The sequence below is a fragment of the Thermophilibacter sp. ZX-H3 genome (assembly GCF_052599055.1).
This window is the reverse complement of sequence record NZ_JBQXES010000029.1, coordinates 1-25,743: the sequence shown is the minus strand read 5'-3', so window position 1 is coordinate 25,743 and position 25,743 is coordinate 1. Positions and strand designations below refer to the sequence as shown.

The following is a 25,743-nucleotide window of genomic DNA, read 5'->3' as shown; positions in this document are numbered from 1 at the left end:
GCCAAATAAACCTGACGCCGGTGGCACGCCCGTCCCAAGCTCCCCGAGAGAAATAACCCGTCCCCTTTTAGCAGACGCCAGTGGCACGCCCGCCCCGGACCCCCCGAGAGAGAAGCCCGTCCCCTTTTATTCGAGGGTCTCGCGGATGGCGAGGATGAACTCGCGGGTGCCGAGCGTCTCGGGGTTCTCGAGCGAGGTGATGCGGGCGAGGTCGCCGGTCATGCGGCCAGATTCGATCGTCTTGATCGTGGCGGCCTCCAGGCGGTCGGCAAACTCCACGAGCTCGGGCAGCTCGTCGAGCTCGCCGCGCTTGCGCAGGGCGCCCGTCCAGGCGAAGATCGTGGCAACGGAGTTGGTGGACGTGGGCTCGCCCTTGAGGTGCTTGTAGTAGTGGCGCTGGACGGTGCCGTGCGCGGCCTCGTACTCGAAGTAGCCGTGCGGCGAGACGAGCACGGAGGTCATCATCGCGAGGCTGCCGAACGCCGAGGAGAGCATGTCGCTCATGACGTCGCCGTCGTAGTTCTTGCACGCCCAGATGAAGCCGCCCTCGGACTTGACCACGCGCGCCACGGCGTCGTCAATCAGCGTGTAGAAGTACTCGATGCCCGCCGCCTCGAACTGGGCGCGGTACTCGGCCTCGTAGATGTCCGCGAAGACGTCCTTGAAGCGGTGGTCGTAGGTCTTGGAGATCGTGTCCTTGGTGGCAAACCACAGGTCCTGGCCCGTGGAGAGCGCGTACTCAAAGCAGCTGCGCGCGAAGCTCTCGATGGAGGCGTCGAGGTTGTGCTGGCCCTGGACCACGCCGGGGCCGTCGAAGACGTGGACGAGCTCGCGGCGCTCGGTGCCGTCCTCGGCGGTGTAGACGAGCTCCACCTTGCCGGGGCCGTCGATGCGCATCTCGGAGTTCTTGTAGACGTCGCCGTAGGCGTGACGCGCGATGGTGATCGGCTTCTTCCAGCAGCTCACAACAGGGTCGATGCCCTTGACCACGATGGGCGCTCGGAAGACCGTGCCGTCAAGGATGGCGCGGATCGTGCCGTTGGGGCTCTTCCACATCTGCTTCAGGCCGTACTCCTCCACGCGCGCGGCGTTGGGGGTGATGGTGGCGCACTTGACGGCAACGCCCAGGCGCTTGGTGGCCTCGGCGGACTCAACGGTGACCTGGTCGTCGGTCCTGTCGCGATTCTCCAGGCCGAGGTCGTAGTACTCGGTCTTGAGGTCGACGTACGGGCAGATGAGCTCGTCCTTGATGATCTGCCAGATGATGCGGGTCATCTCGTCGCCGTCCATCTCGACGAGCGGGGTCTTCATCTCGATCTTGGCCATGCGTGCCTCCGGGGTCGTGGGTGCTCACGGGGAAGAATGTATCACGACGCCCGGGGCGGTCGGCCAGGCGCCGTCAGTTTGAGACGCGTTGGACACACGGGGGCTGTGCAGTCAGGCGGATAGTGTGAAAAAATGCGCCGGCGATGTGCAATCGGGCGGATAGTGGGAAGCGTTTTCTCGGCGCCCCCAGTAGGTGCCCGATTTTTTCGCAGGATTTGTCCCATCCGAACCCTTGGATAAGGGGTCCATCGCGCAAAATCGCTTCCCACTACCCGCCTGATTGCACGGCAACGTGATGTTTTTTCGCACTATCCGCCTGATTGCGCACGCATCAGACGCTGAGGCAGGCGCTCAGCCACGCCGGCTGGTCCGCGCTGACCACGCGGGCGCAGGCGTAGCCGTCGGAAAGCGAGAGCGTGGCGACCCGCTCGTAGCCGGACTCCGTCGGGAGCAGGGCGAGCGCGGAGCCCCCGTCGGGGACGAGAAGGACGGTCCTGTCGGAGACGGGGTCATAGGCGGCCGCCGCCGCGCGCGGGCAGCGCGTGACGAGCGCGGTGCCGGAGAAGTCGGGCGCCGGGACGCTCCGGTCGAAGGTGGCCTCCGCGAGGGTGGCGAGGTAGAGCGCGGGCTCGCCCGCGCCCGCGGTGGAAAACTCGGCCAGCTGCCAGGGGATGTCGCCCTCGAGCGGGGAGAGGAGGGCGTAGATGGGCGCCCCGTCGCCCGTGAGCAGGCCCGTGTCAAAGGAGGCTGCCGCTCCGCCGGGGGAGACGGCGACCTTCCCCTCGGAGACGATGCGCGCGACCGTCATCGTGAGGTAGTCCCTGAGGACGGCGAGCCCCTCGCCCCAGGGCTCCGGCGCGGCGAGCGCGGCCAGGGCGGAAAGCGTGTCGTCCCAGGGCCCGAGGGCGATGGTCGAGGCGAGGACCTGCAGCGGGTCTGCGCCGTCGGGCGCGGACTCGGCGAAGGCGCCCCACGGCCCGCCGGCCGCGGCGCTGAGTCCCTCGAGGCCCACCTCCTCCGCCGCCCCGACCTCGACCTCGGTGAGCGCCCAGCGCTTCCCGGCGACCGGGCGGGCGGAGCGGCGCAGCGTGACGCGCACGGGCGTCACGCCGTCGGCCTGCAGGTAGCGAAGGGCAAAGGAGACGTTGCTCCGCGTGCCCTCGAGCGAGCCCGTGGAGCGGGCGGCGCGGAAGTCCTCCTCGAGCACGGCGAGCGGGTCCACGTTGGGGGGGAGCACCTGGTAGAGGAGGCTGAGCTGCTCGTCCGAGCAGCGAATGTCCGCGTGGAAGTCCTGCGGGAGGTCGGACCGGACGCGCGGGGCGACGTCGGGCAGGGAGATGGCGTCGGGGGCGGGGGTGTCGCTCTCGGCGGGGGCGTCGGGCACGTAGGTGATGGTGAACGAGATGGGAGGCTCGTGCTCGGGCTCGACGGGAGCCTCCGGCTCGGCGTCGCCCGCGTCGGGCGTCTCTCCCTCAGGGTGCGCGGCCTCCGTTTGGGCCGCCTCCGACTCCGCCCGGTCCGCCTCCGGCCCTGCTGCGGCCTCCGCCCGGCCCTCCTCCGGCCCTGCTGCGGCCTCCGCCTCAGGCTGCGCGGCGGCCACCGAGACCTCCTCGCCGGCGTCCGGCGTCTCGCCGGCGCTCGGCGCCGCCTCCGCGGGCGCGGCCTCGCCCGGGGCCTCCGGCTCGGCGGGCGCCCCGGCCCCGGCGGCGTCGTCCTTCTCGTCCTTCTCGTTCTTCTCGGCAGGCGGCTCGACGTGCCGCGGCTTCACGGGCTTGAGCGCCTTTGCCCCGCGCTTGCGCTTCCAGGGCTTTCCGCTTGCGGCGGCCTTGTCCCCGGCGTCCTGGGCGCGCTCGAGCGCGCGGTCGTACTCCTCGCACGCGAGGACCGTGGCGTACACGTAGCCCTTCTTGAACACCGTGAGCTTGATGAACTCGGGGAGCTGCTCGCAGAGCTCGCGCATGTCGGCGCAGCCGAGGTCCGCGGGCGCGAGCCCGTCTGCGACGAGCGCCTCCTCGGCGCGCGGCAGGAGCGTCTGGCGGTTCACGCCGAGCTCGCGCGAGAGCAGCTGATATAGGTACACGCGGTTGCCGGGGGTTATCTTTGCCATGGTGCCTCCTCGAGTTGCTCGCCGGGTGGCGTGAAGTTGCGAGCACACTACGTTACTACCCATTCCGCTCCCGTGCCCGGCGCGTCTTGCGAGCGGTCCCGCAACGTCACCCGCCGTCAGCCGAGAGGGCGCCCGTCCCCGATGGGCGAGCTGCTAGCATCAGGGGAGCGACCGAAGGGGGGGCGCCCATGAGGGCTCGAGACGTTCTGGGGGCCGCGGGGATCGCGGCCGGGGCAGCCGCCGGCGTCGTGGCGGGCGCGTGCGCGCTGGTGGCGCCGCGCCGTGGCGGCGAGGAGATCGAGGGGCGATGGGCGGAGCTCTGCCGCCATCGCTACGCCCACCGCGGCCTGCATGCGGAGGGCATCCCCGAGAACTCGCTCACCGCCTTTGCCAGGGCGCGCGAGCTGGGATTTGGCATCGAGCTCGACGTCCACCTCACGCTCGACGGGGAGCTCGTCGTGATTCACGACTCGAGCCTCGGGCGCGTCTGCGGGCGCTCGGGCGTGGTCGAGCAGCTGACGCTCGCCGAGCTCGGCGAGTGCCGGCTCATGGGGACTGACGAGGGCATCCCGACCCTTGACGAGGTGCTGCGGCTCTTTGATGCCTCGGGCGACACTACCTCCCCCGCGCCGCCGGTGATCGTCGAGCTCAAGACCGCGGACGGCAACGCGGCCCTTCTCGCCGAGCGCACGATGGCCTGTATCGACCGCTATGACCTCAGCTTTTGCGTGGAGAGCTTCGACCCTCGCGCGCTCGGGTGGCTGCGGGCCCACCGTCCGGACGTCCTGCGCGGCCAGCTCGTGCGGAGCTTCCTGGGCGACAAGGACCTCGGCCTGGCGCGCCGCCTCGGGGCGACGGCGCTTCTCGGCAACGTGACGGCGCGGCCCGACTTCATCGCGTGCCGGTTCCGCGACCGAGGCCTCCCGGCGGTCCGCCTTGCCTGCGGCCGGCTCGGCGCGCATCTCGTCACCTGGACGATTCACTCCGAGCGTGAGATGCTGGAGAGCGAGGCCGAGGGCGCGCCGGTGATCTTCGAGGGGTTCATCCCCGACCCGCGCTCCACGATCGTGGGGAGGTAAGTCCCGACTAGCGGCCCGCGGCGCGCGAGGAGAGCCGCTCGGCGCGGTTCCTGAGGTTGGCGACCGTCGCCTGCATGCCGTGCGGCGCGTAGGAGATCTCCTCGAGCGAGGCGAGGTCCTGGGGGAGGTAGGCGGCGAGCGAGAGCTCCGCCGTCTGCTCGGCTCGCTCCGGCGCGGGGCCGGGCACGACGACGAGCGAGAGGACCTTGGCACCCTGCGCGCTCAGGCGCTCCTCGTACTCGCTCGTGGGCTCGTCGGGGAAGTCCGCCCGCGTGTCGCGCGACTCCCTGACGATGCGATAGCCGGCGAGCGGGACCTGCGTGAGCATGAAGTCGAAGAGCGGCTGGCTGTCGGTCTTGAAGGAGACCTCGCCGCCCGCGGCGAGCACGTCGCGGAAGTCCATGAGGCGCTCCATGCTCGCCATGCGGAGGTGCGCGTCGCGCTTCCGGGGGAACGGCGTGGGGAAGTTGAGGTGGATGCGCGAGAGCTCGCCAGGCGAGAAGAACTCGCGGACGCGCATGCCGGTGCCGGGGACCACGACCACGTTGTGAAGGCCGCTCTCGCAGACGCGCTGGGCGGCGTAGGCCACGCAGATGGGCTCGGCGTCCATGGCGACGAAGAGCACGTCGGGCTCGCGCCGCGCCGCCTCGACGGCGAACGCACCCTTCCCGCAGCCGAGGTCGAGGCGGACCTCGCGGTAGCGCCCGGCCCCCGCCTCGGCGCCGATGCCGCGCCAGCAGGCCTCGGCCCAGCGGCCGCGCCAACGCTCCGGCGTGAGCTCGATGGCGTCCGCATAGCGCTCGAGGCGCTCCTCGAGGACGAAGTTCTTGGGAAGCCTCGCGTGAAGGGCGTGGGGCATGGGTTCTCCGTTTCCGAAGTTGCCTATTTGGGGACAGGCCCCTTTTAGGCATGTTTTCCTGCGTGCAAACATGCCTAAAAGGGGCCTGTCCCTAAATAGGCAACTAGGCGGCGGGGTCAGAGGAGCTCGTCGAGGGTGGCCCCGTAGGAGGGAAGGAACTCGGACACGAAGTCGGCGACCTCGGGGAGCTCCGCGGCCATCTCGTCCACGGCGGCGCGGCAGGTGCGCTCCGCGCTTGCGAACTCCGCGTTGCCGGCGCGGCGCTCGTCGATGCACTTGATGAGCGCGGAGATCTTGTCGGCTGCCTTCACGAGCCGGCGGAGGTAGGTCTCGTCCTCCCCGGCGGTGCCCGGCATCCAGAGGATGTCCTCGAAGCACGGCCTCAGATCGTCGGGAAGCGTCTCCAGAAGCTGGCGCTCCGCCCCCCGCTCGACGGCGCCGTACGCGCTCCTGATGGTCCCGTCGTGGTACTTCACGGGCGTGGGCATGTCGCCGGTGATGATCTCGGACGCGTCATGGTAGAGCGCCACGAGGGTGGCCCGCTCGGCGTTGAGGGAGCGGCCGTGGCGCACGTTGGCCAGCACGCAGAGCATGTGCGCGATGAGCGCCACCTCGAGCGTGTGCTCGGAGAGGTTCTCGGGGCGCGAGCTGCGCATGAGGGCCCAGCGCTCGATGTACTTCATGCGCGAGAGCAGCGCGAGGAAGTGGGACTCTGCCATGACGGCTCCTTGCTTCGTCTAACGTGCCAATTACGTCAGGTTTATTTGGCACATTCACTGTGACGCAGACATGATATATCGCCTGTCGGACGGAAATCCGACGTGCCACTGGCGTCAGGTTTGTTTGGCATGCGTCCTTTGCGTGCCAAACAAACCTGACGCCAGTGGCATAGTGGCGCGTCGGCGCAGGCCTGACGCGGCGCTAGTCGGCATCCTCCTGGATGCTCTGGAGCGTGGCCATGAGCGCGGGGATGACCTGCTTCTTGCGGCTGACCACGCCGGGCAGGCGCGCCATGCCGTTCTCGGGGTCGGTGTCGAAGGCGCGCGCGATGATGTCCTCGGCGCCCTCGCCGTACCACAGCACCTCGCTCGACGAGCTCTTGACGTCGGTGAAGAGGTAGAAGACGAGCGGCAGCTCCTCGAGCGCGGCGGCCTCGCGCAGGTACGGGCCCACGAGCGCCTCGGCCGCCTTGCGGCTCTTCTCGGTCATGTAGCTGCCCTGGCCGACGCCAAACTTGACGTTGCCGCGGCTGAAGATCTTGAAGTCGGCCCCGAAGACCTCCTCCGCCGTGCGGCCGGTGAGGTCGGCGCCCGCCTCGAACATCTCGTCGGCGTAGACGTTGATGTCGACGTCGGCGATCTTGGCGAGCGCGGCGGCGGTGTCGCGGTCGATCTGCGTGCAGGTGGGCGAGCGGAAGGCCAGCGTGTCGGAGAGGATGGCCGAGAGCATGAGCCCCGCGACGTCCCTGGGGATCTCCACGTCATTCTCGCGATACATCATGTAGACGATGGTGCAGGTGCAGCCCACGGGCATGTTTCGGAAGTAGGCCGGGCCCTCGGTCTCGATGGAGCCGATGCGGTGGTGGTCGATGATCTCCATGATCTCGGCCTGCTCGAGGCCCTCGACGGACTGGGAGCGCTCGTTGTGGTCCACCAGGATGACGTGCTTCTTCTTGGCGGCGAGGAGGTTCGGCGAGCTCACGAGGCCCACGTAGTGGCTGTTCTCGTCGATGACGGGGAAGTAGCGGTGGCGCGAGTGTGCCATCATCTTGCGCGCGTCGTCGACGGAGGTGTTGACGCTCACCTTGAGGATGCCCTCGGAGAGCATCTTGGCACGCACGGGGATGGACATGGAGATGATGCGCGCCGCCGCGTAGGTGTCGTACGGGGTGGTGATGATGGCGCAGCCGTGGCGCTCGGCGGACGAGATGACCTTGCTCGAGATGTGCGCGCTGCAGCAGACCACAAGGCAGCTCGCCTCGCTCTCGACGGCGAACTGCTGGGTCTCGTACCGGTTGGTCACGAGGACGATGTCGCCGGGCTTGACGGTGTCCTCCATCATCTCGGGCGTGGTGCCCACGCGGACGCAGCCGCTGGTGACGCGGCCCGTGGGGTCTCCGAGGATCATCTCGCCCTTGAGGGTGTCGACGATGTTGGCGTAGCAGGTGCGCGACTCGCCGATCACGCTCATGTCGAAGACGTCCATGTTGGCGTTGGCGATGTCCTTGACGGCGATGAGGCCCTCGAGGTTGTTCTCGTCGTCGGTGACGCAGAGGGTGTCGGTCTTTGCCTCGCGCATGAGGTTCCATGCCGCGAAGAGGCTCATCTCGCCGTCGATGCCGCCCTGGCGCTGGATCTCGGTGTCCTTGATCTGCGGGGTGACGGAGGTGATGAGCTCCGGCTCGGCAAAGCCGAAGTGGTTGAGGACGAAGGCCGTCTCGCGGTTGATGGCTCCCGCGCGGCGCGGCTGGTAGATGTCCGTGTGCTCGACGGCATTCTTGAGGTGCGCATACGCGATGGCCGAGCAGATGCTGTCCGTGTCCGGATGCAGGTGGCCGATGACGTTGACCTTGCGGATACCTTCTGGCATGTGCCTTCCTTCCCCCTGGTGCTTCCTCGTCTGATTGTGCCACGTACGAGGTCGTATATGGGCGCCCGGCTTGCGAACGGTAGAAAAACCGCGCGGCCGGACGTTCTTCTCGGCGTGTCGCAGGCTGCTTCTTGGCCCTGCGGGAGTCACCGCTCTCCGTCCGCTGCGGATTTGGGGGTCGTGGCAATTTCCGGTCCGAGGGCGTTGCGCGGATTGGGGTTATGGCAGATTCTGGGCTGCCATAACCCCATAATCCGCAACGTGGCGAGAAGAACGACCAGTTGGCAGTCGGCGCCGATTGCCACAACCCCACATTCGACGACGCCGCGGCGACGGGAATTGCCACGACCCCCAAATCCGCAGCGCGGGGAGGGCGCGGGCCCGGGGCGCGGGGAGGGCGCGGACCCGGGGGGCGGCGTGCGGCCGGGGCGGCCCGGACCCGGGAGCGGAGCGGGCCAACCGTCGTGCGGCCGGCCGCGCCCCCGTGACGGATTTCTCCTGCAGGGCGCGCGTTCTTCTCGCCCGGCGGGAAGGGGCTGGGATAGACTCGGTGTGACGTCAGGCCCCGCACAGAGAGGCGAGAAACCCCATGGCAGAGTTTGTGTACCAGCTGATCCGCGCCCGCAAGGCCGTCCATGACAAGGTCATCCTGGACGACGTCACGGTGGGCGTCTACCCCGGCGCCAAGATCGGCGTGGTGGGCCCCAACGGCGCGGGCAAGTCGACCCTCCTCAAGGTCATGGCCGGCCTCGAGGACGTCTCCAACGGCGAGGCCATGCTGAGCCCCGGCTACACCGTGGGCATCCTCCAGCAGGAGCCCCCGCTCGACGAGGACAAGACCGTTCGCGAGAACATCGAGCAGGCCTTCGGCGACCTGCTGGCCAAGATCGAGCGCTTCAACCAGGTGAGCGCCGAGATGGCCGACCCCGACGCGGACTTCGACGCCCTCATGGCCGAGATGGGCAAGCTCCAGGACGAGATCGACGCCGCCAACGGCTGGGACCTGGACTCCCAGCTCTCGCAGGCGATGGACGCGCTGCAGTGCCCGGACCCGGACGCGCCCGTGAACATCCTCTCCGGTGGCGAGCGCCGTCGTGTGGCGCTGTGCAAGCTTTTGCTTGAGGCCCCTGACCTGCTGCTCCTTGACGAGCCCACCAACCACCTGGACGCCGAGTCGGTGCTCTGGCTCGAGCAGTTCCTGCACCGCTACCCCGGCGCCGTCATGGCCGTCACGCACGACCGCTACTTCCTCGACGACGTGGCCGAGTGGATCTGCGAGGTGGACCGCGGGCAGCTCTACCCCTACGAGGGCAACTACTCCACCTACCTGGAGAAGAAGGCCGCGCGCCTGGAAGCCCAGAGCCAGCAGGACGCCCGCCGCGCCAAGAAGATGAAGGCCGAGCTCGCGTGGGTGCGCTCCAGCCCCAAGGCGCGCCAGGCCAAGAGCCGCGCGCGCCTGGAGCGCTACGAGCAGATGGAGGCCGAGGCCCGCGCCTCCAAGCGCGTGGACTTCACCGACATCCACATCCCCGTGGGCCCGCGCCTGGGCGCCAAGGTGCTCGAGGCCGAGCACCTCTGCAAGAGCTTCGGAGACCGCGTTCTTATCGATGACCTGAGCTTCTCGTTGCCGCGCAACGGCATCGTGGGCGTGATCGGCCCCAACGGCGTGGGCAAGTCCACGCTGTTCAAGATGATCGTGGGCCAGGAGCAGCCCACCTCCGGCACGCTCGAGGTGGGGGAGACCGTCAAGCTCTCCTACGTGGACCAGATGCGGCAGGGCCTGGACGCCGAGAAGAACCTCTGGGAGGTCGTCTCCGACGGCAACGACTACATCCGCGTGGGCGAGACCGAGATTCCGAGCCGCGCCTACGTGGCGGCCTTCGGCTTCAAGGGGTCGGACCAGCAGAAGCGCGCCGGCGTGCTCTCCGGCGGCGAGCGCAACCGCCTGAACCTCGCGCTCACGCTGCGCCAGGGCGGAAACCTCCTGCTCCTGGACGAGCCCACCAACGACCTCGACGTCGAGACGCTCGAGTCCCTCGAGGAGGCGCTCGAGGAGTTCCCCGGCTGCTCCGTGGTGATCTCGCACGACCGCTGGTTCCTCGACCGCGTGGCCACGCACATTCTGGCGTGGGAGGGCGACGACGAGCACCCCGGCCGCTGGCACTGGTTCGAGGGCAACTTCGAGGCCTACCAGGCAGACCGCGAGAAGCGCCTCGGCGCGGAGGCGTCCAAGCCGCACCGCCTGCACCGCAAGCTCACGCGCGACTAGGGATTTGTGACCCCTCCCATAGTTTTCGAACGGTTCCCTTACGGTCGCCTGACGTGACACGACTACGGTTGTGCCATGTCAGGCGACCGTCTCGTGAAAAGGAGCCATATGCTTAAAGGCGTGTCCTACCCCGTCCACATGGACCTCGAGGGGTTCCGTGACCTCTTCCGCGCCCAGCAGATCCGCTACACCCGGAAGCTCGGGATTCTCTGTGCCGTGCTTTTTGGGCTCATGACCATCGCCTCCGTCTTCGCGTGCCTCTCCGCCCCCTCCGTCGAGATGGTCGGGGGCACGCTGCTCTTCGTGGCGCTTCTCGTGTTTGGCGTCGTGATGGCGGTGCGTCCGCCGCTTCTGCTCGCAACGCGCGCGGGCCTGGTGCGGAGGTGGTTTGCGCAGCGAGGCGCCGCCAGCACGGGCGACGATCCGCTCGCGGAGCTCGTTGCCGACTATACGGTGACCCTCTCCGCGTTTGGCTTCACGGAGACCTCGAGCACCGCAACGCTCAACATACCCTGGTTTGCCCTCGACGCTCGCCCGGTTGCGGGCGACAACGGGATCTACTTCGTGCTGGCAAAGGGCAAGGAGGCCTCTCTTGCCTACAACCTCATGGGAATCAACTGGGCCTTCCGCGACGAGGACGCCTCGGGCGTGCTCTTTCTCCCGCGCGAGCTCGTCGAGAAGAACCCGGGGCTCGTTGACGAGGCGTCCTCCGCGATCAAGGACGCCCGCCGGCGCTATCTCGGTCGCGGCAAGCGGCCCATCGAAGACAAGCAGCTCGCCTCGTGGCTGGTGGCGAAGTAGGAGGCCTCCCGTCTCGCGCTCGCGTGCTTATCGGTTTGGAGTGAGTTGGCATGTTTTTCTCTAGAAAAAGGGCAAGCCTCTCCGAGCTCCCGCTCGAGCAGGTGCGCTTCTCGAGTGAGGACCTCTTCTGCCTTCTTGGGGGCAACGACACCTGCATGGTGGCGTGCGGTCCCGCCATGCTGAGGCTCGACCACGTGACGCGCGACCGTCCCGACAAGGACGTCTGGAGGCGCAACCTCGTCAACCGCTACTCCCCGGCAGGGTGGGTCGATGACGAGGGAAACCCCTGTCCCGAGCTCGCCCGCGTCATCGGGGCACTCGCCCAGATGGGCGTGGCGATTTCCTACGACAAGGACTATGCCAACAGGAAGCTCGGCGTCGTGATCGGCGAGCGTGGGGCCGCGGGCATCGTCAAGGCCCCGGGCTTTGGCGGCGGCTGGTACCTGAGGCCCTTCCCCGAGGATCGAGCGGAGTGGGGCGCGAGGTTCCGCGAGATCTTCTCGCCCGAGAAGTTTCCGTTCGACCCGGCGGCGCGCGAGTACCACGCCGCGTTCGCGGAGCCCGAGGAGGAGAACGTCTTTCAGGCGTTCGTCGAGGGAGACGAGCCGTACGTTCGCGCCTACGCGCTGCGCCATGGCCTCGACCCGGACGCCCTCTCTGACATGGGGGGCGCGATCTATCGGAGCTCGAATCGCACGCGCCTCTTTGTTGCGGACTACACCGGGTGCGAGCCCGACCTCTCGATGGGCTGGCGCTACGTTGCCGAGTCCGTGGGGCCCTGCCGCTTCAGGCGCGTGATGCTGCTCCCGGAGATCGGCGCCGTTCTCTCGGACTGCAACGCCTGGCATCCCGGGATGCCCGAGAACTGGCTTGCCGACGTCAGGCGCTACCGCGAGGCGTCCGGGTTCTACTCGTTTGACTTCTACGAGTCGGGTGACCTCTTCGAGGCGCTCTCGAGCGTGCCCACCTATCCGGAGTCGGCGGCGACTGGCGAGGACCCGGGTCTTCCAGCACGGTGAGGGCAGGAGACGACGGAGCTGTCGGCCCTGCTGCACTTCTCGGCGAACGGCGTCGTTTTTCTGAAACACTAACGTCACAGAACGTCCACAACCAGTTAGAATGGAGGGGCGCCCCAGGGCGCCCCTTTTTTGTGAGCAGCGGCGCGCTGCGCCAGGACGATAGGAGCATCAATGCACACGGGTGACATCAGGACACGTAAGGCCGTCATCATCGGCGCGGGGCGTGTGGGCAGCCACGTGGCGCTCTGCCTCATGTTCCAGCACCTCGTGAACGAGATCGTCTTCGTGGACGTCAACGCCGACGCCGCGCGCGCCCAGGCCATCGACCTCGACGACCTGGCCTCCGGCCTCGGCGACTCCTTCACCATCCGCGTGGGTGACTACGCCGACTGCGCCGACGCCCACTTCGTGATCCTCACCGCCGGCCGCAGCCGCCGCCCGGGCGAGACGCGCCTCCAGATGCTCGACGGCACCATCAAGGTGCTCGACGGCATCGTGGGCCCGCTCAAGGAGTCCGGCTTCCACGGCATCCTCATCAGCGTCTCCAACCCGGCCGACATCGTCGTCGAGTACCTCTACCGCAAGCTCGGCCTGCCGCGCAACCAGGTCTTTGGCACTGGCACGGCGCTCGACTCCGCGCGCCTGCGCCGCGTCCTCTCCGAGACCATCGACGTCTCCAGCCGCCAGATCCAGGCCTTCTGCATGGGCGAGCATGGCGACTCGATGTTCATCCCCACCTCGCGCATCTCCGTCGAGGGCATCGGCCTGCGCGAGTACCTGTCCCTGCGCGACGACGTGGTTGACTCCATCGACTTCGACGACATCATGCGGCGCGTGCGCGAGTCCGGCGCCGCGATCATCTCCGGCAAGGGCTGCACCGAGTTTGGCATCGCCTCCGTGGTGGCTGCGCTCGTGACCTCGATCCTGCACAACGAGAAGCGCGTGGTGCCGCTCTCCGCCCACCTCGACGGCGAGTACGGCGAGTCCGGCATCTCCGCCGGCGTCCCGTGCGTCATCGGCAGCACCGGCGTCGACTCCGTGCTGGAGATCGACCTCTCCTACGACGAGCGCCGCGCGATGCGCAAGTCCTGCTCGATCATCCGCGACTACTGCGAGAAGGTCATGCCCGCACAGGAGTAGCCACCTCAGGGAGAGCTGGTCTCTGCCCGCCGTTCGCCCACCGCGAGCGGCGGGTTTTTCTGACAGGCTCCCCCTGGGGCCTCTGTCGGGAACCATTACCGAAACGTCACCCAGAACTTGCCGGGGGGGGGTTCTCCTAGCGTAGAATTGCGCGCATGACCGTTTTGGCCCCCAGAGACGGGAGACCTATGATCAGGATCGACCACGTGTCCAAGTCCTACGACGGCGGCGCCACCAACGCGGTGCGCGACCTCACCCTCGAGATACAGTCCGGCGAGATCTTTGGCCTGCTCGGACCCAACGGCGCGGGCAAGTCCACGCTGCTCAACATGCTCGCCGGCGTGCTCGCGCCCAGCTCGGGCGTAATCGAGCTCGACGGCGTCAACGTTGCCGCCGACCCGCTCGCCGCCAAGCGCAACCTCTGCTACGTGAGCGACTCGCCCGACCACCTGCTGCGCCTCAAGGGCCACGAGTTCCTGCGCTTCATCGCGGACGTCTACGAGGTGCCGGACGCCGTGCGCGGCCCGCGCATCGCCGAGCTCGCGCGCGAGTACGGCATGGAGGGCGAGCTGGACAACCAGATCCAGTCCTACTCCCACGGCATGCGCCAGAAGATGATGATCATGGGCGCTCTGCTGCCCGACCCGGCCATCTGGATCCTCGACGAGCCGATGACCGGCCTCGACCCCAAGGCGTCGTGGCTGCTCAAGCAGTCCATGCGCCGCCACGCCGATGCGGGCAAGACCGTGCTCTTCTCCACGCACGTGCTCGACGTGGCCGAGAAGGTCGTGGACCGCGTGGGCGTGATCGCCCACGGCGAGCTGCTCTTCGTGGGCACCGTCGACGAGATGCGCGAGCACTTCCGCATGGGCGGCTCCCTCGAGGAGATGTTCCTCGAGCTCACGTCCGACAACTCCCCGCTCGTCGGGGAGGCCGAGTGATGGCGCGCGCGACGGCGGCCCAGGGCTTCTCCTGGCGGCAGTTCCGCGTGATGCTGCGCGTGATTATGCGCGGGGAGCAGCACCTGGACAGCACCGGCATGGGCATCGGCGGAGACGAGGGCTCGACGCGCAGGGGCTTCTGGGGCGGGCTCGGCTCGGGCGTCCGCAAGGTCGCGATGGGCTTTCTCTTCCTGCTGCTTGCCGCCATGTTCTTCATGATGGGCTTCATGTTGGGAGAGACGGACATCACCCCGTACGTGGCGTTCAGCCTCTGCGTGGTGTGCCTCGTGGGCCTTACGGTCCTCACGGGCCTCTACCAGGCCGTGAACGTTCTCTACTTCGTGCGTGACCTCGGCTACTACCTCACGCTGCCCATCTCGGCCACCACGGTCATGTGGGCAAAGCTCGCCCACTTCCTCGGGGTGTCGCTTCTCGGCGACCTCATCATCCTGCCGGTGGGGCTGGGGTGCCTTCTTGCCGTCGGGGCCGCGCCCGGGGCGTGGGTCGTTATGACGCTGGCGTTTGTGCTGTGCGCCGTGGCCGTCAACCTGGCGCTCGTGATCATCTGCGTGCCCATCATGCGCTTCTCGCGCCTGGCGCACGACAAGGACCGCTTCTCGCGCGTCTTCGGCGCGCTTGTCATCGTGTTCGCGCTCGCGATCGGCGTGGGCAGCCAGTTTGCCTTCCAGGGCGACGGGCTGGCATCGCTGGCGTCCGGCTCCGAGCGGCTGCTTGCGGGAGGCGTCCCCGCGGTCGTGATGGGCGTGCTGTGCCCGCCGTCGCTGTTTGCGCGTGCGGCCATCGCGGGGGACGCGCTGGGTGCGGTCGGCGCCCTTCTCGCCATGCTCGCGAGCGTGGCCGTCTACGCCCTCGCGCTCTCCGCGGTCGCGCGTCGCTGGTACTTCGAGGGCGTGCAGGCGCTCCAGGGCGCGGGCGGGAAGCGCGGGCGCCGCGTGGAGGGCGCCGAGCTCGCCCAGGCAACGCGGACGCGTGGCGCGCTTGCCGCCAACCTCAGCCGAGACTGGAAGACGATGGCGCGCGTGCCGGTCTTCTTCAACCAGTTTGTCCTGAGCTCGCTGCTCATGCCGCTCTACTTCATCGTCATCTTCGTGGTGAGCGGCGCGGTGGGTGTCTCCCAGGCGTCGGACGCGGGCATCGAGCCGATGGCCGTGCTCGGGATGGCGCGCGAGCTCACGGCGCTTCTCACCTTTGACAGTCCCGCGCTCGCGTGGTGCGCCGTGGGCGTGCTGGTCTTCGGCCTTTTCCTGGGCTTCTCGTCCTACTCGTTCACGATGGGCGTGAGCCGCGACGGAGAGGACTTCTTCTTCATGCGCGGCCTGCCCATGGACTGGAGCGCGTACCTGGCATCGAAGTTCGTGGTGCCGTTTGCGCTCTCCACGGTGCCGATGCTCCTGCTCATCGTGGCGGCGCTGGTGGTGCTGGGCGTGCCCGCGGCCGCTGGGCTCTACCTCGTTGGCATCTACCTGGGCGCTACGGTCTCCCTCGGCCTGCTGTCGCTTGGCCTGGGCGCGCTCTTTCCTCGTCTCACCTGGGACAACGAGGCACAGCTCGTCAAGGGTGGCGGCGCCACGCTGATGGTCTTCGCGGGCCTCATCGTGGGCGCGGTCGTCATGGCGCTGCCCGCGCTCGCGCTGCTCGGCGGGGCGCTGTGGGAGGTCCTGGCGGTGCCCGTGGCGCTCTGCCTGGCGCTGGCGATCTTCGTTGCGGAGTGCGGCGTCCTCGTGTGGTGGGTGCTCGGTCCCTGCGCGCGCAGTCTTTCCCGCCGCGAGCGATAATGTGACCATCTGATTCGTCTCGCTTTCCACTCGTCTGGAGGAGGGCGCGCATGGAGATCGGCATTCCTGGCGAGAACGGGGAGTCGCCGGCGCCGCGTCACGGTGCGGGATACGTGGCAAAGTGGCTGCTTGCCGCCGTGTCGACGGCTCCGGCGTACCTTCTCGTGCAGGTGCTTGCCCCCCTGGTGGCGGGCATCGCCCTGCTGACGACCGACATTGACGTGCTGATGCTGGCCGCGACGCTGGCGAGTCTCGCCCTTGCCGTGCTGTGGTGGCTCTACCTGAGGCCGCGCTCGATCCTGCGCCGCGAGGAGGCGCGTCCTTCTCGCCCTGCGCGGGTCGTGCTGCTCGTCTGTACGCTGCTTGCGCTCGGCATGGTCCTGCAGGTGACGATCTCGTGCGCGCTCTCCCTGGTGCTGCCGCTCTTCCCCGAGGTGATGGACGGCTATCTCGAGCTCATGGAGCTCGCCGGCCTCTCGGACGAGATGAGCCTCGCGACGCTTGTCGAGGTTGCCGTAATCGCGCCCATCGCCGAGGAGTCCCTCTGCCGCGGCGTCGCCCTTGAGTTCTCGCTGCGCGCGCTCTGCCCGGGGCAGCGCCCCTCGTCCCGCCCTGAGGCTCCGGACGCGCGCTTCTGGGCAGCCAACGCCATTCAGGCACTGGTCTTTGGCGTCATGCACCTCAACGTCGTGCAGGGCGTCTACGCCTTTGCGCTGGGGCTGCTGCTGGGCTGGGTTTTCCGGCGCACGGGACGGCTGCGCGCCGCCGTCCTGCTCCACATGGCCGTCAACGCCTCCTCGGCGCTCATGGACCCTCTTGGCCTGCTGCTGGACGGGCTCCTCGTTCCCGCGGTCGTGGTCGGCGGGCTCGTGGCCGCGGCGCTGGTGTGGGCGGTCGCTCGGCTGACCGACGGCTCCGCCTAGGCGCTACCGCGGCATGCGGTCGTGGTTGATCTCCTGGTAGAAGAGCCGTGACAGCTCGGCGGGCTCGCGGGTCTGGCCGAGCGCCCACATCGTCTTGGCGACGAGGGCCTCGGTGGTCATGTCGTCGCCCTTGAGGATGCCCTCCTTCTCGGCGTAGGCATGGCCGACCTCGTAGACGCCGAGGTCGAGGCCCTCCTCCGGCACCTGCGTGGTGACCACGAGGGCACGTCCGGAGTCGACCCAGTCGAAGATCGCCTCCTGGTAGGACCCGTCATAGGCGGGGATGCCGCCGATGCCGAAGGTCTCGAGGATGACGGCGTCGTAGTCGGGCTTGAGGAGGCCGAAGATCGTGGGCTTGAGCTCCGGCGTGAGCTTGAGCACGATGACGCGCTCGTTGAGGGTGTCATAGAAGCGCGGGCCGTCGTGGTCGCCGCGCGCCGGCCCCATGCCCGCAGGGCGCACGATGCTGCTGCCGCGGACGTACGCGAGCGACGGGTAGTTCATACTCGAGAACGCGTTGAAGCTCATGGTGCGCTGCTTGCGGGCGCGCGTGCCGCAGATGACCTTGCCGCCAAAGACCACGGAGACGTCGCGCGACGCCGGGTCGCAGGCGTAGAGGACGCTGTGGTAGAGGTTGAGCTTGGCGTCGGTGAAGGGGTTCGCCATCGGCTGCTGGGAGCCGGTGAGGACGATGGGCTTCTCGCTGTCCTGGATGAGGTAGGAGAGGGCGGCGGCGGTGTAGGCCATGGTGTCGGTGCCGTGGAGGATCACGAAGCCGTCATAGCGGTCGTAGCCCTCTCGGATGACCTGGGCGATGCTCAGCCAGTCGCGTGGCCGCATGTTGGTGCTGTCGATGTTCATGGGCTGAACGAAGTCGAGGTCGCAGAGGGTGTCGATGAGCGGCACGCGAGCGGCGAGCTCCTTGCCGGTGAGGGTGGGGGCGAGGCCCGCCCCGTCCTCGGTCGAGGCGATCGTGCCGCCGGTGGCGATGATGAGGATGCGCTTCATGGTCTATCTCTCGCTTTCGAGCAGGAACCTGTGGATGGCCTCCGCGCAGCCGTCGTGGTCGTTGTCCGCGACGACGGCGTCAGCCGCGGCCCGCGCGCTCTCGTTGGCGTTGCCCATCGCGACGCCAAGTCCCGCGGCGCGAAGCATCCCAAGGTCGTTGTCCGCGTCGCCGACGGCGATGGTGGCGTCGCGGGGGATGCCCAGCAGCTCGGCGAGGGCGAGCAGTCCGGTGCCCTTGTCCACGCCGGCGGGGGAGAACTCGAGGCTCGAGACCTCGGAGTTGGCGAGCTCCACCGGGAGTCCGGCAACGCGCTCGCGCACGCGCTGGCGCAGCTCCGGCGTCGCGCAGTGGAAGATGAACTTCTGGTATGTGACGGATGGGTCGAGGAGCTGCGCTCGAATGTCCCGGACCAGCGATGCGGTGGCTCGGTAGAGCCCCTGATAGATGCCCATGTGGTAGCGGTCCATCGTGTCGAGGTGCGAGTCCTGGCAGAAGAACCCGCGCCCTGAGAACGCGTCGATCATCGCGTCGCCGTCGCCGAGGGCGTCGAGCGCCCGGGCGATGACGTCGTGCTCGAGCGGGGAGGCGGAGAGCACCTTATGCTCCACGAGGTCGTAGAGGATGGTCCCGTTGCAGCAGATGGCATAGCGGACGTCGCCGATGCTCTCGCGGTCGAGCTCGACCATCTTGGGGCAGCGGCCCGTGCATATGGCGACGACCTTGCCGGCTCCGAGCGCCTCGGCGATGGCCGCGCGGGAGGAGGCGAGGACCTCCTTCGTGCTGCTGAGCAGCGTCCCGTCCATGTCAAAGGCTATGAGCTGGTAGTTCACATCCATCCTCTCCCTATGACCGACCGGACTAGGATACCGCGAGCGCCGGCGGAGCACGGGGAAGATTGCCCTAGGGCTTCTGGAATCTCACTTTTGAAGCAATGGGTCTAGGCAAATGTCGCATAACCCGACAAATCAGCGACTTTTTCTTCCAATTTGTCGGGTTGTGCGACGTTCGCCCTTTTAGAGAAGAGGGCGACTTGACAATCTGGCGTCACATACAGTAATAGTTTATGCTAATCCAATAAGAGTAGTCTGATATATGAAAGATAAATCACGTTATGATAACCATTGTTTGTGAGAGTGCCCTAGAAATACTGTCAGACGATGCGGCGCTGTCGAGGCTGGGGGATCCATGCCAGGCCTCGAACCTCGAGTGGTCCACCTTCTCATGGTCGGACATCCGGGAGCTTGGCAGATACATCGCGTTTGACGAAAGGCATCCGATTCACGTGCTTGTGGATAGGCCTGTCGACCGTGTCCATTCCGATCGTGTGGTGAGCCATGTGTGGTCGGGGCCCATTCCTCCCGGCTCGCTCTATCGCCTGGCGCCGGGAGTGCTCATCGCCTCTCCCGGCTTCTGCTATCTCATGGCGTCGGGGTCGCAGAGCAAGCCGAGGGCCATCTCGATCGGGATGGAGTGCGTGGGGCTCTATGGAAGACGGCGCGACGCCCGCGGCTTCAGCGACCGCAACCAGCTGATGACCAAGGAAGAGCTCGCTGAGTATCTCGAGGGTGCAAAGGGATGCTATGGATGCCGGAATGCGATCAGGTTCCTGCCCTACGTGATGGAGCGCTCACGATCCCCTATGGAGACCGTCATGGTCCTCGCCCTGACGCTTCCTGCCAGAGAGGGAGGGTTTGGCCTTCCTCGGCCAGAGCTCAACGTGACCATCAAGCCTCGCCCCGATGAGTTTGCCCTGAGCCAGCGCTCCCAGTACGAGGTCGATGCCTGCTGGGAGAGACGGCGCCTCGTGCTTGAGTACAACAGCTATTCCGATCATCTGTCCAGGGAGTCCTTGGACAGGGACGCGATGAAGGGCAACTCGCTGAGGAGTCTGGGATGGAAGGTCCTTGTTGTCACGCGTGCCCAGCTGGAGGGCGACGCCCTGACCGTATTGGCCTATCAGGTGGCGAGAGGGCTTGGGGTAAAACGGCCCCATCCCAAGGCGGAGGAGCGAGACAGGCTGCTCGATGAGCTTCTCTAGAATGGCCCGGGTCGCATACCCCGACAAAAATGTGCGAAATAACGCGGAAATTGTCGGGGTATGTGACCCGGGGTTCGCCCTGTTACCGGTGGTAGTACGTCTGGCGCTCGTACTTGGGCTCGCAGCAGACGTTGATGCCGAGGTTGCGGTAGGTGCGCATGTCCGCCTCGGAGAGGATGACCGAGAAGTAGGCGTCGCAGCCCGCAAGCTGCTCGAGCGCGTCCACGGTGGCCTCCGCCTGGTCGTTGGTGGCCGAGGAGAGGGAGAGCGCGATGAGCATCTCGTCGGAGTGGAGACGCGGGTTGTGGCTGCGCAGGTGCTCGGTCTTGAGGTGGCAGATCGGCACGAGGGCCTCCTCGCTCACCACGTAGGTCTTCTTGGGGATGCCCGCCATGTGCTTGGCGGCGTTGAGAAGCAGCGACGCCGCCGCGCCCATCAGCTCGGACGTCTTGCCGGTCACGAGCTCGCCGTCGGGCAGGACCATCGCGGCGGCTGGGCCTCCCGTCTCCTCCTCCTTGGCGAGCGCCGCCTGGTGCGCGGGCGAGTAGTCGCAGGTCACGTCGACCTGGCGCATGAGCAGCTCGATCTTCTCCAGCGCCTCGGCCCCCTGGCCGGTGCGGCGCATCTCCTCGGTGGTGGCGAAGTAGCGGCGCACGATCTCGTTCTTGGCGGCCTCGCGGCAGACCTCGTCGTCGGAGATGCACAGGCCCACCATGTTGACGCCCATGTCGGTGGGGGACTGGTAGGGGCTCTCGCCGGCGATCTTCTCCATCATGGCCTTGAGCACGGGGAAGGTCTCGACGTCGCGGTTGTAGTTGACGGTGACCTCGCCGTAGGCCTCGAGGTGCCAGGGATCGATGATGTTGCGGTCGTCGAGGTCGGCCGTCGCCGCCTCGTAGGCCACGTTCACGGGATGCTTGAGCGGGAGGTTCCACACGGGGAAGGTCTCGTACTTGGCGTAGCCGGCCTGCACGCCGCGCTTGTTCTCGTGATAGAGCTGGGAGAGGCAGGTAGCGAGCTTGCCCGAGCCGGGGCCGGGGGCCGTCACCACGACGAGCGGGCGGGTGGTCTCGATGTAGTCGTTCTTGCCGAAGCCCTCGTCGGAGACGATGTGGTTGACGTCGGAGGGGTAGCCGTCGATGAGGTAGTGGCGCCACACGGACACGCCCATCCCCTCGAGACGGCTCTGGAACGCCTCGGCGTGCGGCTGCCCGGTGAAGTGCGTGATGCAGATGCCGCCGACCATGAGGCCGCGCGCGCGGAACGAGTCCATGAGGCGCAGCGCGTCCTCCTCGTAGGTGATGCCGATGTCGGAGCGGCGCTTGGCGTTCTCGATGTTGTCCGCGTTGATGACGATGATCGCCTCGACCTCGTCGCGCAGGCTCTCGAGCATGCGGATCTTGGAGTCGGGCTCAAAGCCCGGCAGCACGCGGCTCGCGTGATAGTCGTCAAAGAGCTTGCCGCCGAACTCGAGGTAGAGCTTGCCGCCGAACTGCCCGATGCGCTTGCGGATCTTCTCCGCCTGGAGGGAGATGTACTTGTCGTTGTCAAATCCGATGCGCATCTGCGGGGGTCCTCTCTGCTCTTATGGGCGGTGAGCCAACAAGAAAGAGTAGCACGCCTTTCCCCCGCGACCGCCTCAGAACCTACGCGGCGAGAAAAACGAGCATCTCCACCACGGTTCCCACCGCGAGAAAGCTCACGGCGGCCACGCTCACGGCAGCTCCCCAGGGCAGGCCGACCTCGTGCCAGAACGAGCGGAAGGTGTCGTCCTCGTGCGGGGTCATGATGCCGTCCGGTCGGTCGCGCCCGGAGACGAGCAGGCCGCAGCCTCCGGTGACGAGGCAGAGCGACCCCACCACGAAGAGCAGCTTTCGGGCCCAGTCGAGCCCCGTGCGCCAGTCGAGGCCGTGGGCGAGGAAGGCGAAGACGAAGGCGACGACCCCGAGTCCCAGCGCGGCAAGGGCGCCGAGCCGAAGCGACTTCACCACGCCCGAGAGCGCCTTCCTCTTTCCGTTGCCCATGGTGTCCTCCCTCTGCCGTTCTGGGGCCGCTGCCAGCGAGTATGCGGGCATGGAGCATTGTGTTCCAGATGCGCGCGGGGCGCAAATCGCGCGGGCCATCGTTTCCATTTCGTTCAGGCCTTACGCGCGAAATACGCAGACGTTGCCCATAAGCGCTAGAATACGGCTTTGCTTTTGATAGTCCGTACTCACAGGGGAGTAACTATGGATAAGAAGATGGTCGTTCGTCACAGCGAGATCCTCGGGGAGGACCTCGATGTCATCGTGTATGGTACCGCCGGTCAGCCCGTCATGGCGTTCGCCCCGCTCGGGCAGCGCCCGGAGAGCCTCGAGGAGGTCGGGCTCGTCGACGAGCTCTCCGACTACCTCGACGCCGGCGTGATCCAGCTCTTCAGCGTCAGCAACGTCGACGGCGAGTCCTGGGGCTCCGACGGCTACGCCGTCGAGCGCGCCGCGCGCCAGGAGGCGTACTACCAGGCGGTCTGCGAGGAGATCGTCCCGCTCGTCGCCGAGGTGAGCGGCTCCGACGCTCGTCCGCTGGCCCTTGGCTTTGACCTGGGCGCCACTCACGCCGCGGTCTTCGCGCTGCGCCGCCCGGACCTCTTCCAGGGCTGCGTCTGCCTCTCCGGCACCTACGACGCCAGCCGCTACTTCGGCGACTGGATGGACGCCACGCTCTACGACAACACGCCGTGCGCGTTCCTTCCCAACATGCCGACCGACCACCCCTACATCGCGCTCTACAACCAGCGCCAGCTGCTGTTCTGCTGTGGCCAGGAGGGGAGCGAGGCCGACAGCCTCCGCACCACGCGCGAGATTGACGCCCAGCTCCAGCGCCTGGGCGTCGAGGCCTGGTGCGACTACTGGGGCGGCGACGTCTCGCACACCTGGTTCTGGTGGAAGAAGCAGATCCGCTACTTCATGCCGATCGTGCTCGAGGACGTGGAGAAGACCACGGCAGCCGAGAAGGCCGCTGCCACGAAGAAGGCGCCCGCCCGCAAGCGCGCTGCCGCCAAGAAGCCGGCCGCTGCCAAGAAGACGACTGCCAAGAAGGCCGTCGCGAAGGCAGCCGAGAAGGACGACGCGGTGACGGAGGAGAAGACGGCCGCCAAGAAGCCGGCCGCGAAGAAGGCCACCGTCGCGAAGAAGGCCGCCGCTACCAAGGCCACGGCCAAGGCCGCCGCGCCCGCCGCGGAGGAGAAGCCGGCCACTGCCAAGAAGCCGGTCGTGAAGAAGGCTGCGGCCGCGGAGAAGGCCGAGCCCGCCAAGAAGCCGGCCGCCGCGAAGGCGACCAAGGCCGCCGAGCCCGCCGAGGAGAAGCCGGCTACCAAGACGGCAGCCAAGAAGCCTGCCGCCAAGCCGGCGACCAAGGCCACGGCGACCAAGACCGCTGCCAAGGCAACGACCGCCAAGGCCGCCACGACCAAGACGGCGACCGCCAAGGCGACGACCGCGAAGGCCGCCACGACGACCAAGGCCGCCGCCGCGAAGAAGGCCGCCCCCAAGGCTGCCGCCTCCGCCGAGAAGCCCGCGGCAAAGAAGCCGGCCGCCAAGAGGACGACGCGCTCGACCGCGAAGAAGCAGGACACGAGCGCCGAGTAAATGAACTTCGTCTTTGTCTCCCCGCAGTTCCCCGAGGTCTACTGGAAGTTCTGCGCCGCGCTCCGCCGCAACGGGGCGCGCGCCCTCGGGATCGGGGACACGCCCTACGACGCCCTGGCCCCCGAGGTCAGGGCGTCGCTCGATGAGTACTACTGGGTGTCGGACCTCGGTGACTACGACCAGGTCTTTCGCGCCGTGGCGTTCTTCTCGTTCAAGTACGGCAAGGTGGACTGGGTGGAGTCCAACAACGAGCACTGGCTCTCCCAGGACGCGCGCCTGCGCGAGGACTTCAACGTTCGCACGGGGCCGCTTCCCGCCCAGGTCGCCACGTGGCAGAGCAAGGCCGCCCAGAAGCCGCTCTACGCCGCGGCGGGGGTCCCGACGGCCCGCCAGACGCGCCTCACCACCTTCGACGAGACGCGCTGGTTCATCGGTGAGATGGGGCACTTCCCCGTCTTCGCCAAGCCGGAGGTCGGCGTGGGGTCGGCGGGGGCGCGCCTGCTTGCGAGCGACGACGACCTGCGCGATCTCATCGCCGAGCACGGGGACGTGCCGTACGTGGTGGAGCAGTACGTCGAGGGAGACATCTGCTCCTACGACGCCCTTCTCGACAGTCGGGGGGATCCCCTGCTCGAGAACCAGGAGGAGTTTCCGCCCTCGATGGCGGACGTCGCCCAGCGCCAGCTCGACCTGAGCTATCGCTCCCTGCCGAGCGTCGACCCCGCGCTCGCCCGCGCGGGCCGCGCGCTCGCGCGCTCGTTCGGCCTCGCGAGCCGCTTCGTTCACATGGAGTTCTTCCGCCTCTCCCATGACCGTCCGGGCCTGGGTGTTGCCGGTGACTACGTGGGGCTCGAGGTGAACGCCCGGCCGCCCGGGGGCTCGACCCCCGAGATGATCTGCCATGCGCACGGCATCGACGTCTACCAGGTGTGGGCGGACATGGTGTGCCATGATGAGGTGCGCTGCGAGCCGTCGGGGGAGCCTGCCGTCTGCGTGTACGCGGGCCGGCGGGACGTCCATCGCTACCTGCGGACGCACGACGAGGTCATGGAGCGCTGGGGCGATGCCATCGTCTCGTGCGGGCGCGTGCCCGCCGCGCTCTCGGATGACCTGGGTGACCAGCAGTACACGGCGCGCTTCGAGACCCCCGAAGAGGCCGACGAGTTCGTCGCGTACGTCCAGGAGAGGAGGCGCTTTGGCCATGATGGTCCGAAGGGCGAAAGATGAGGACCTGCCCGGCGTGACGAGCCTGCTGCGACAGGTGCTGGAGGTCCATGCCGCGGGACGGCCCGACCTCTTTCGGGCGGGGACCCGCAAGTACACGGACGAGGAGCTGCTGGCGATCTTCGCCGACGACGCGCGCCCGGTCTTCGTGGCGGTGGGGGAGGGCGCGGCCCCGGGGGAGGTGCTCGGGCACGCGTTCTGCGAGGTCCAGGACTTCCGCTCGAGCAACAACATGCAGCCGATCCTCTCGCTCTACGTGGACGACATCTGCGTGGACGAGCGGGCGCGCGGGAGGCGCGTGGGGACGGCGCTCTATCGACGCGTCGTCGAGCATGCGCGCGAGCTGGGGTGCCACAACCTGACGCTCAACGTGTGGTCGTGCAACCCCGGGGCGCGCGCCTTCTATGACGCTATGGGGCTCGTCCCGCAGAAGACGTGCCTGGAGCAGGTGCTGTGATGGCGCCGCGGGAGATGCGGCGCGCCCGCCGCGAGGTGACGGAGCTGGCCGAGCTGAGGTCGATCGTCGACCGGGCCCGAGTCCTGCACGTCGGCTCCTCGGACGACGAGGGGCCCTTCGTCGTGCCCATGAGCTTTGGCTACGAGGTGCTGGGCGAGAAGGACGACGAGCCGCGCTGGGTCTTCTGGATGCACTCCGCGGGGGAGGGGCGCAAGGTCGAGGCGTGGGACGCCGACCCGACGGTCGCGCTCGAGCTCGACGTGCCCGCGGGCGTGATCGAGGGCGACTTCTCCTGCGCGTATTCGTATGCGTACGAGAGCGTCATGGCGGTCGGTGCCATCTCGCGCGTGATGGGGGCGGAGGAGAAGGCCCGCGGGCTCACGCGTATCATGGAGCACATGGCGCCCGGGGCTCCCGTCTCGTTCTCCGAGGCGGCGCTCGAGCGCACCGCCGTGTGGCGTGTCGATGTCTCGCGCCTCACGGGCAAGCGTCGCGACGCGCCAGCGGCGTCAGGTTCGTTTGGCGCGCCGGATGGGCGCG

The 25,743-nt window shown here is 67.8% G+C and carries 22 protein-coding genes; 13 read left to right on the top strand and 9 right to left on the bottom strand.

What is annotated here, in order from left to right; genetic code table 11:
* Positions 1 to 126: 126 nt before the first annotated feature.
* Positions 127 to 1,326 (bottom strand): NADP-dependent isocitrate dehydrogenase, encoded by a 1,200-nt coding sequence (locus tag ACULPM_RS10570; protein ID WP_445332116.1) that lies wholly within the window; start codon positions 1,324 to 1,326, stop codon positions 127 to 129.
* Between the two features lie 331 nt (positions 1,327 to 1,657).
* Complete coding sequence (locus ACULPM_RS10565; RefSeq protein WP_445332115.1) at positions 1,658 to 3,433, bottom strand: DUF3825 domain-containing protein; 1,776 nt, start codon at positions 3,431 to 3,433, stop codon at positions 1,658 to 1,660.
* Positions 3,434 to 3,621: 188 nt separating this feature from the next.
* On the opposite strand from ACULPM_RS10565, the gene ACULPM_RS10560 reads away from it, so the two are divergent.
* On the top strand, positions 3,622 to 4,512 hold the full coding sequence (locus ACULPM_RS10560; RefSeq protein WP_445332114.1) for a glycerophosphodiester phosphodiesterase family protein: 891 nt from the start codon (positions 3,622 to 3,624) through the stop codon (positions 4,510 to 4,512).
* Positions 4,513 to 4,519: 7 nt separating this feature from the next.
* Here the strand turns inward: ACULPM_RS10560 and trmB are convergent, their stop codons facing one another.
* From trmB to ACULPM_RS10545, 3 genes are all read right to left on the bottom strand, one after another.
* Entirely contained in the window at positions 4,520 to 5,371 is an 852-nt protein-coding gene (gene trmB, locus ACULPM_RS10555; RefSeq protein ID WP_445332113.1) for a tRNA (guanine(46)-N(7))-methyltransferase TrmB, read from the bottom strand.
* Between the two features lie 116 nt (positions 5,372 to 5,487).
* Positions 5,488 to 6,090: a 5'-deoxynucleotidase gene (gene yfbR / locus ACULPM_RS10550; protein ID WP_167931063.1), complete on the bottom strand. Its 603-nt coding sequence runs from the start codon at positions 6,088 to 6,090 to the stop codon at positions 5,488 to 5,490.
* Positions 6,091 to 6,292: 202 nt separating this feature from the next.
* A complete protein-coding gene (locus tag ACULPM_RS10545) occupies positions 6,293 to 7,960 on the bottom strand; it encodes a putative manganese-dependent inorganic diphosphatase (protein WP_167931064.1) in 1,668 nt (555 codons plus the stop codon).
* 589 nt (positions 7,961 to 8,549) lie between these two features.
* On the opposite strand from ACULPM_RS10545, the gene ettA reads away from it, so the two are divergent.
* The 7 genes from ettA to ACULPM_RS10510 all read left to right on the top strand — a co-directional run bounded on the left by ettA (position 8,550) and on the right by ACULPM_RS10510 (position 16,849).
* Positions 8,550 to 10,229 carry an energy-dependent translational throttle protein EttA gene (gene ettA / locus ACULPM_RS10540; RefSeq protein WP_445332112.1) on the top strand — a complete coding sequence of 560 codons (1,680 nt, stop codon included), beginning with the start codon at positions 8,550 to 8,552 and terminating at the stop codon, positions 10,227 to 10,229.
* Positions 10,230 to 10,337: 108 nt separating this feature from the next.
* Positions 10,338 to 11,030 (top strand): hypothetical protein, encoded by a 693-nt coding sequence (locus ACULPM_RS10535; protein WP_445332111.1) that lies wholly within the window; start codon positions 10,338 to 10,340, stop codon positions 11,028 to 11,030.
* A 50-nt stretch (positions 11,031 to 11,080) separates the two neighbouring features.
* Positions 11,081 to 12,049, top strand: a complete 969-nt coding sequence (locus ACULPM_RS10530) for a hypothetical protein (RefSeq protein WP_167931067.1) — start codon at positions 11,081 to 11,083, stop codon at positions 12,047 to 12,049.
* Positions 12,050 to 12,220: 171 nt separating this feature from the next.
* Positions 12,221 to 13,189: an L-lactate dehydrogenase gene (locus tag ACULPM_RS10525; protein WP_167931068.1), complete on the top strand. Its 969-nt coding sequence runs from the start codon at positions 12,221 to 12,223 to the stop codon at positions 13,187 to 13,189.
* 188 nt (positions 13,190 to 13,377) lie between these two features.
* Positions 13,378 to 14,130: an ABC transporter ATP-binding protein gene (locus tag ACULPM_RS10520; RefSeq protein ID WP_167931069.1), complete on the top strand. Its 753-nt coding sequence runs from the start codon at positions 13,378 to 13,380 to the stop codon at positions 14,128 to 14,130.
* Positions 14,130 to 15,926: a putative ABC transporter permease subunit gene (locus ACULPM_RS10515; RefSeq protein ID WP_445332110.1), complete on the top strand. Its 1,797-nt coding sequence runs from the start codon at positions 14,130 to 14,132 to the stop codon at positions 15,924 to 15,926. Before ACULPM_RS10520 ends, ACULPM_RS10515 begins: the two co-directional genes overlap by 1 nt.
* A gap of 50 nt (positions 15,927 to 15,976) precedes the next feature.
* On the top strand, positions 15,977 to 16,849 hold the full coding sequence (locus ACULPM_RS10510; protein WP_445332109.1) for a lysostaphin resistance A-like protein: 873 nt from the start codon (positions 15,977 to 15,979) through the stop codon (positions 16,847 to 16,849).
* Between the two features lie 3 nt (positions 16,850 to 16,852).
* Here the strand turns inward: ACULPM_RS10510 and ACULPM_RS10505 are convergent, their stop codons facing one another.
* Together ACULPM_RS10505 and ACULPM_RS10500 are read right to left on the bottom strand one after the other, a co-directional pair.
* On the bottom strand, positions 16,853 to 17,857 hold the full coding sequence (locus ACULPM_RS10505) for an asparaginase (protein WP_167931072.1): 1,005 nt from the start codon (positions 17,855 to 17,857) through the stop codon (positions 16,853 to 16,855).
* 3 nt (positions 17,858 to 17,860) lie between these two features.
* Positions 17,861 to 18,688, bottom strand: coding sequence for a Cof-type HAD-IIB family hydrolase (locus ACULPM_RS10500; RefSeq protein WP_445332108.1), 828 nt, complete (start codon positions 18,686 to 18,688; stop codon positions 17,861 to 17,863).
* Between the two features lie 281 nt (positions 18,689 to 18,969).
* On the opposite strand from ACULPM_RS10500, the gene ACULPM_RS10495 reads away from it, so the two are divergent.
* Complete coding sequence (locus ACULPM_RS10495; RefSeq protein ID WP_445332107.1) at positions 18,970 to 19,896, top strand: hypothetical protein; 927 nt, start codon at positions 18,970 to 18,972, stop codon at positions 19,894 to 19,896.
* Between the two features lie 82 nt (positions 19,897 to 19,978).
* Here ACULPM_RS10495 and ACULPM_RS10490 read toward each other — a convergent pair whose 3' ends face one another.
* Complete coding sequence (locus tag ACULPM_RS10490) at positions 19,979 to 21,460, bottom strand: DUF1846 domain-containing protein (RefSeq protein ID WP_445332106.1); 1,482 nt, start codon at positions 21,458 to 21,460, stop codon at positions 19,979 to 19,981.
* An 82-nt stretch (positions 21,461 to 21,542) separates the two neighbouring features.
* Positions 21,543 to 21,920, bottom strand: coding sequence for a hypothetical protein (locus ACULPM_RS10485; protein WP_167931076.1), 378 nt, complete (start codon positions 21,918 to 21,920; stop codon positions 21,543 to 21,545).
* A 204-nt stretch (positions 21,921 to 22,124) separates the two neighbouring features.
* On the opposite strand from ACULPM_RS10485, the gene ACULPM_RS10480 reads away from it, so the two are divergent.
* From ACULPM_RS10480 to ACULPM_RS10465, 4 genes are all read left to right on the top strand, one after another.
* Positions 22,125 to 23,522 (top strand): alpha/beta hydrolase-fold protein, encoded by a 1,398-nt coding sequence (locus tag ACULPM_RS10480; RefSeq protein ID WP_445332105.1) that lies wholly within the window; start codon positions 22,125 to 22,127, stop codon positions 23,520 to 23,522.
* Positions 23,523 to 24,749: an ATP-grasp domain-containing protein gene (locus ACULPM_RS10475; RefSeq protein ID WP_445332104.1), complete on the top strand. Its 1,227-nt coding sequence runs from the start codon at positions 23,523 to 23,525 to the stop codon at positions 24,747 to 24,749.
* Entirely contained in the window at positions 24,724 to 25,203 is a 480-nt protein-coding gene (locus ACULPM_RS10470) for a GNAT family N-acetyltransferase (protein ID WP_445332103.1), read from the top strand. Before ACULPM_RS10475 ends, ACULPM_RS10470 begins: the two co-directional genes overlap by 26 nt.
* The coding region (locus tag ACULPM_RS10465; RefSeq protein ID WP_445332340.1) for a pyridoxamine 5'-phosphate oxidase family protein at positions 25,203 to 25,743 on the top strand (541 nt) is incomplete at its 3' end. The genes ACULPM_RS10470 and ACULPM_RS10465, both read left to right, overlap by 1 nt.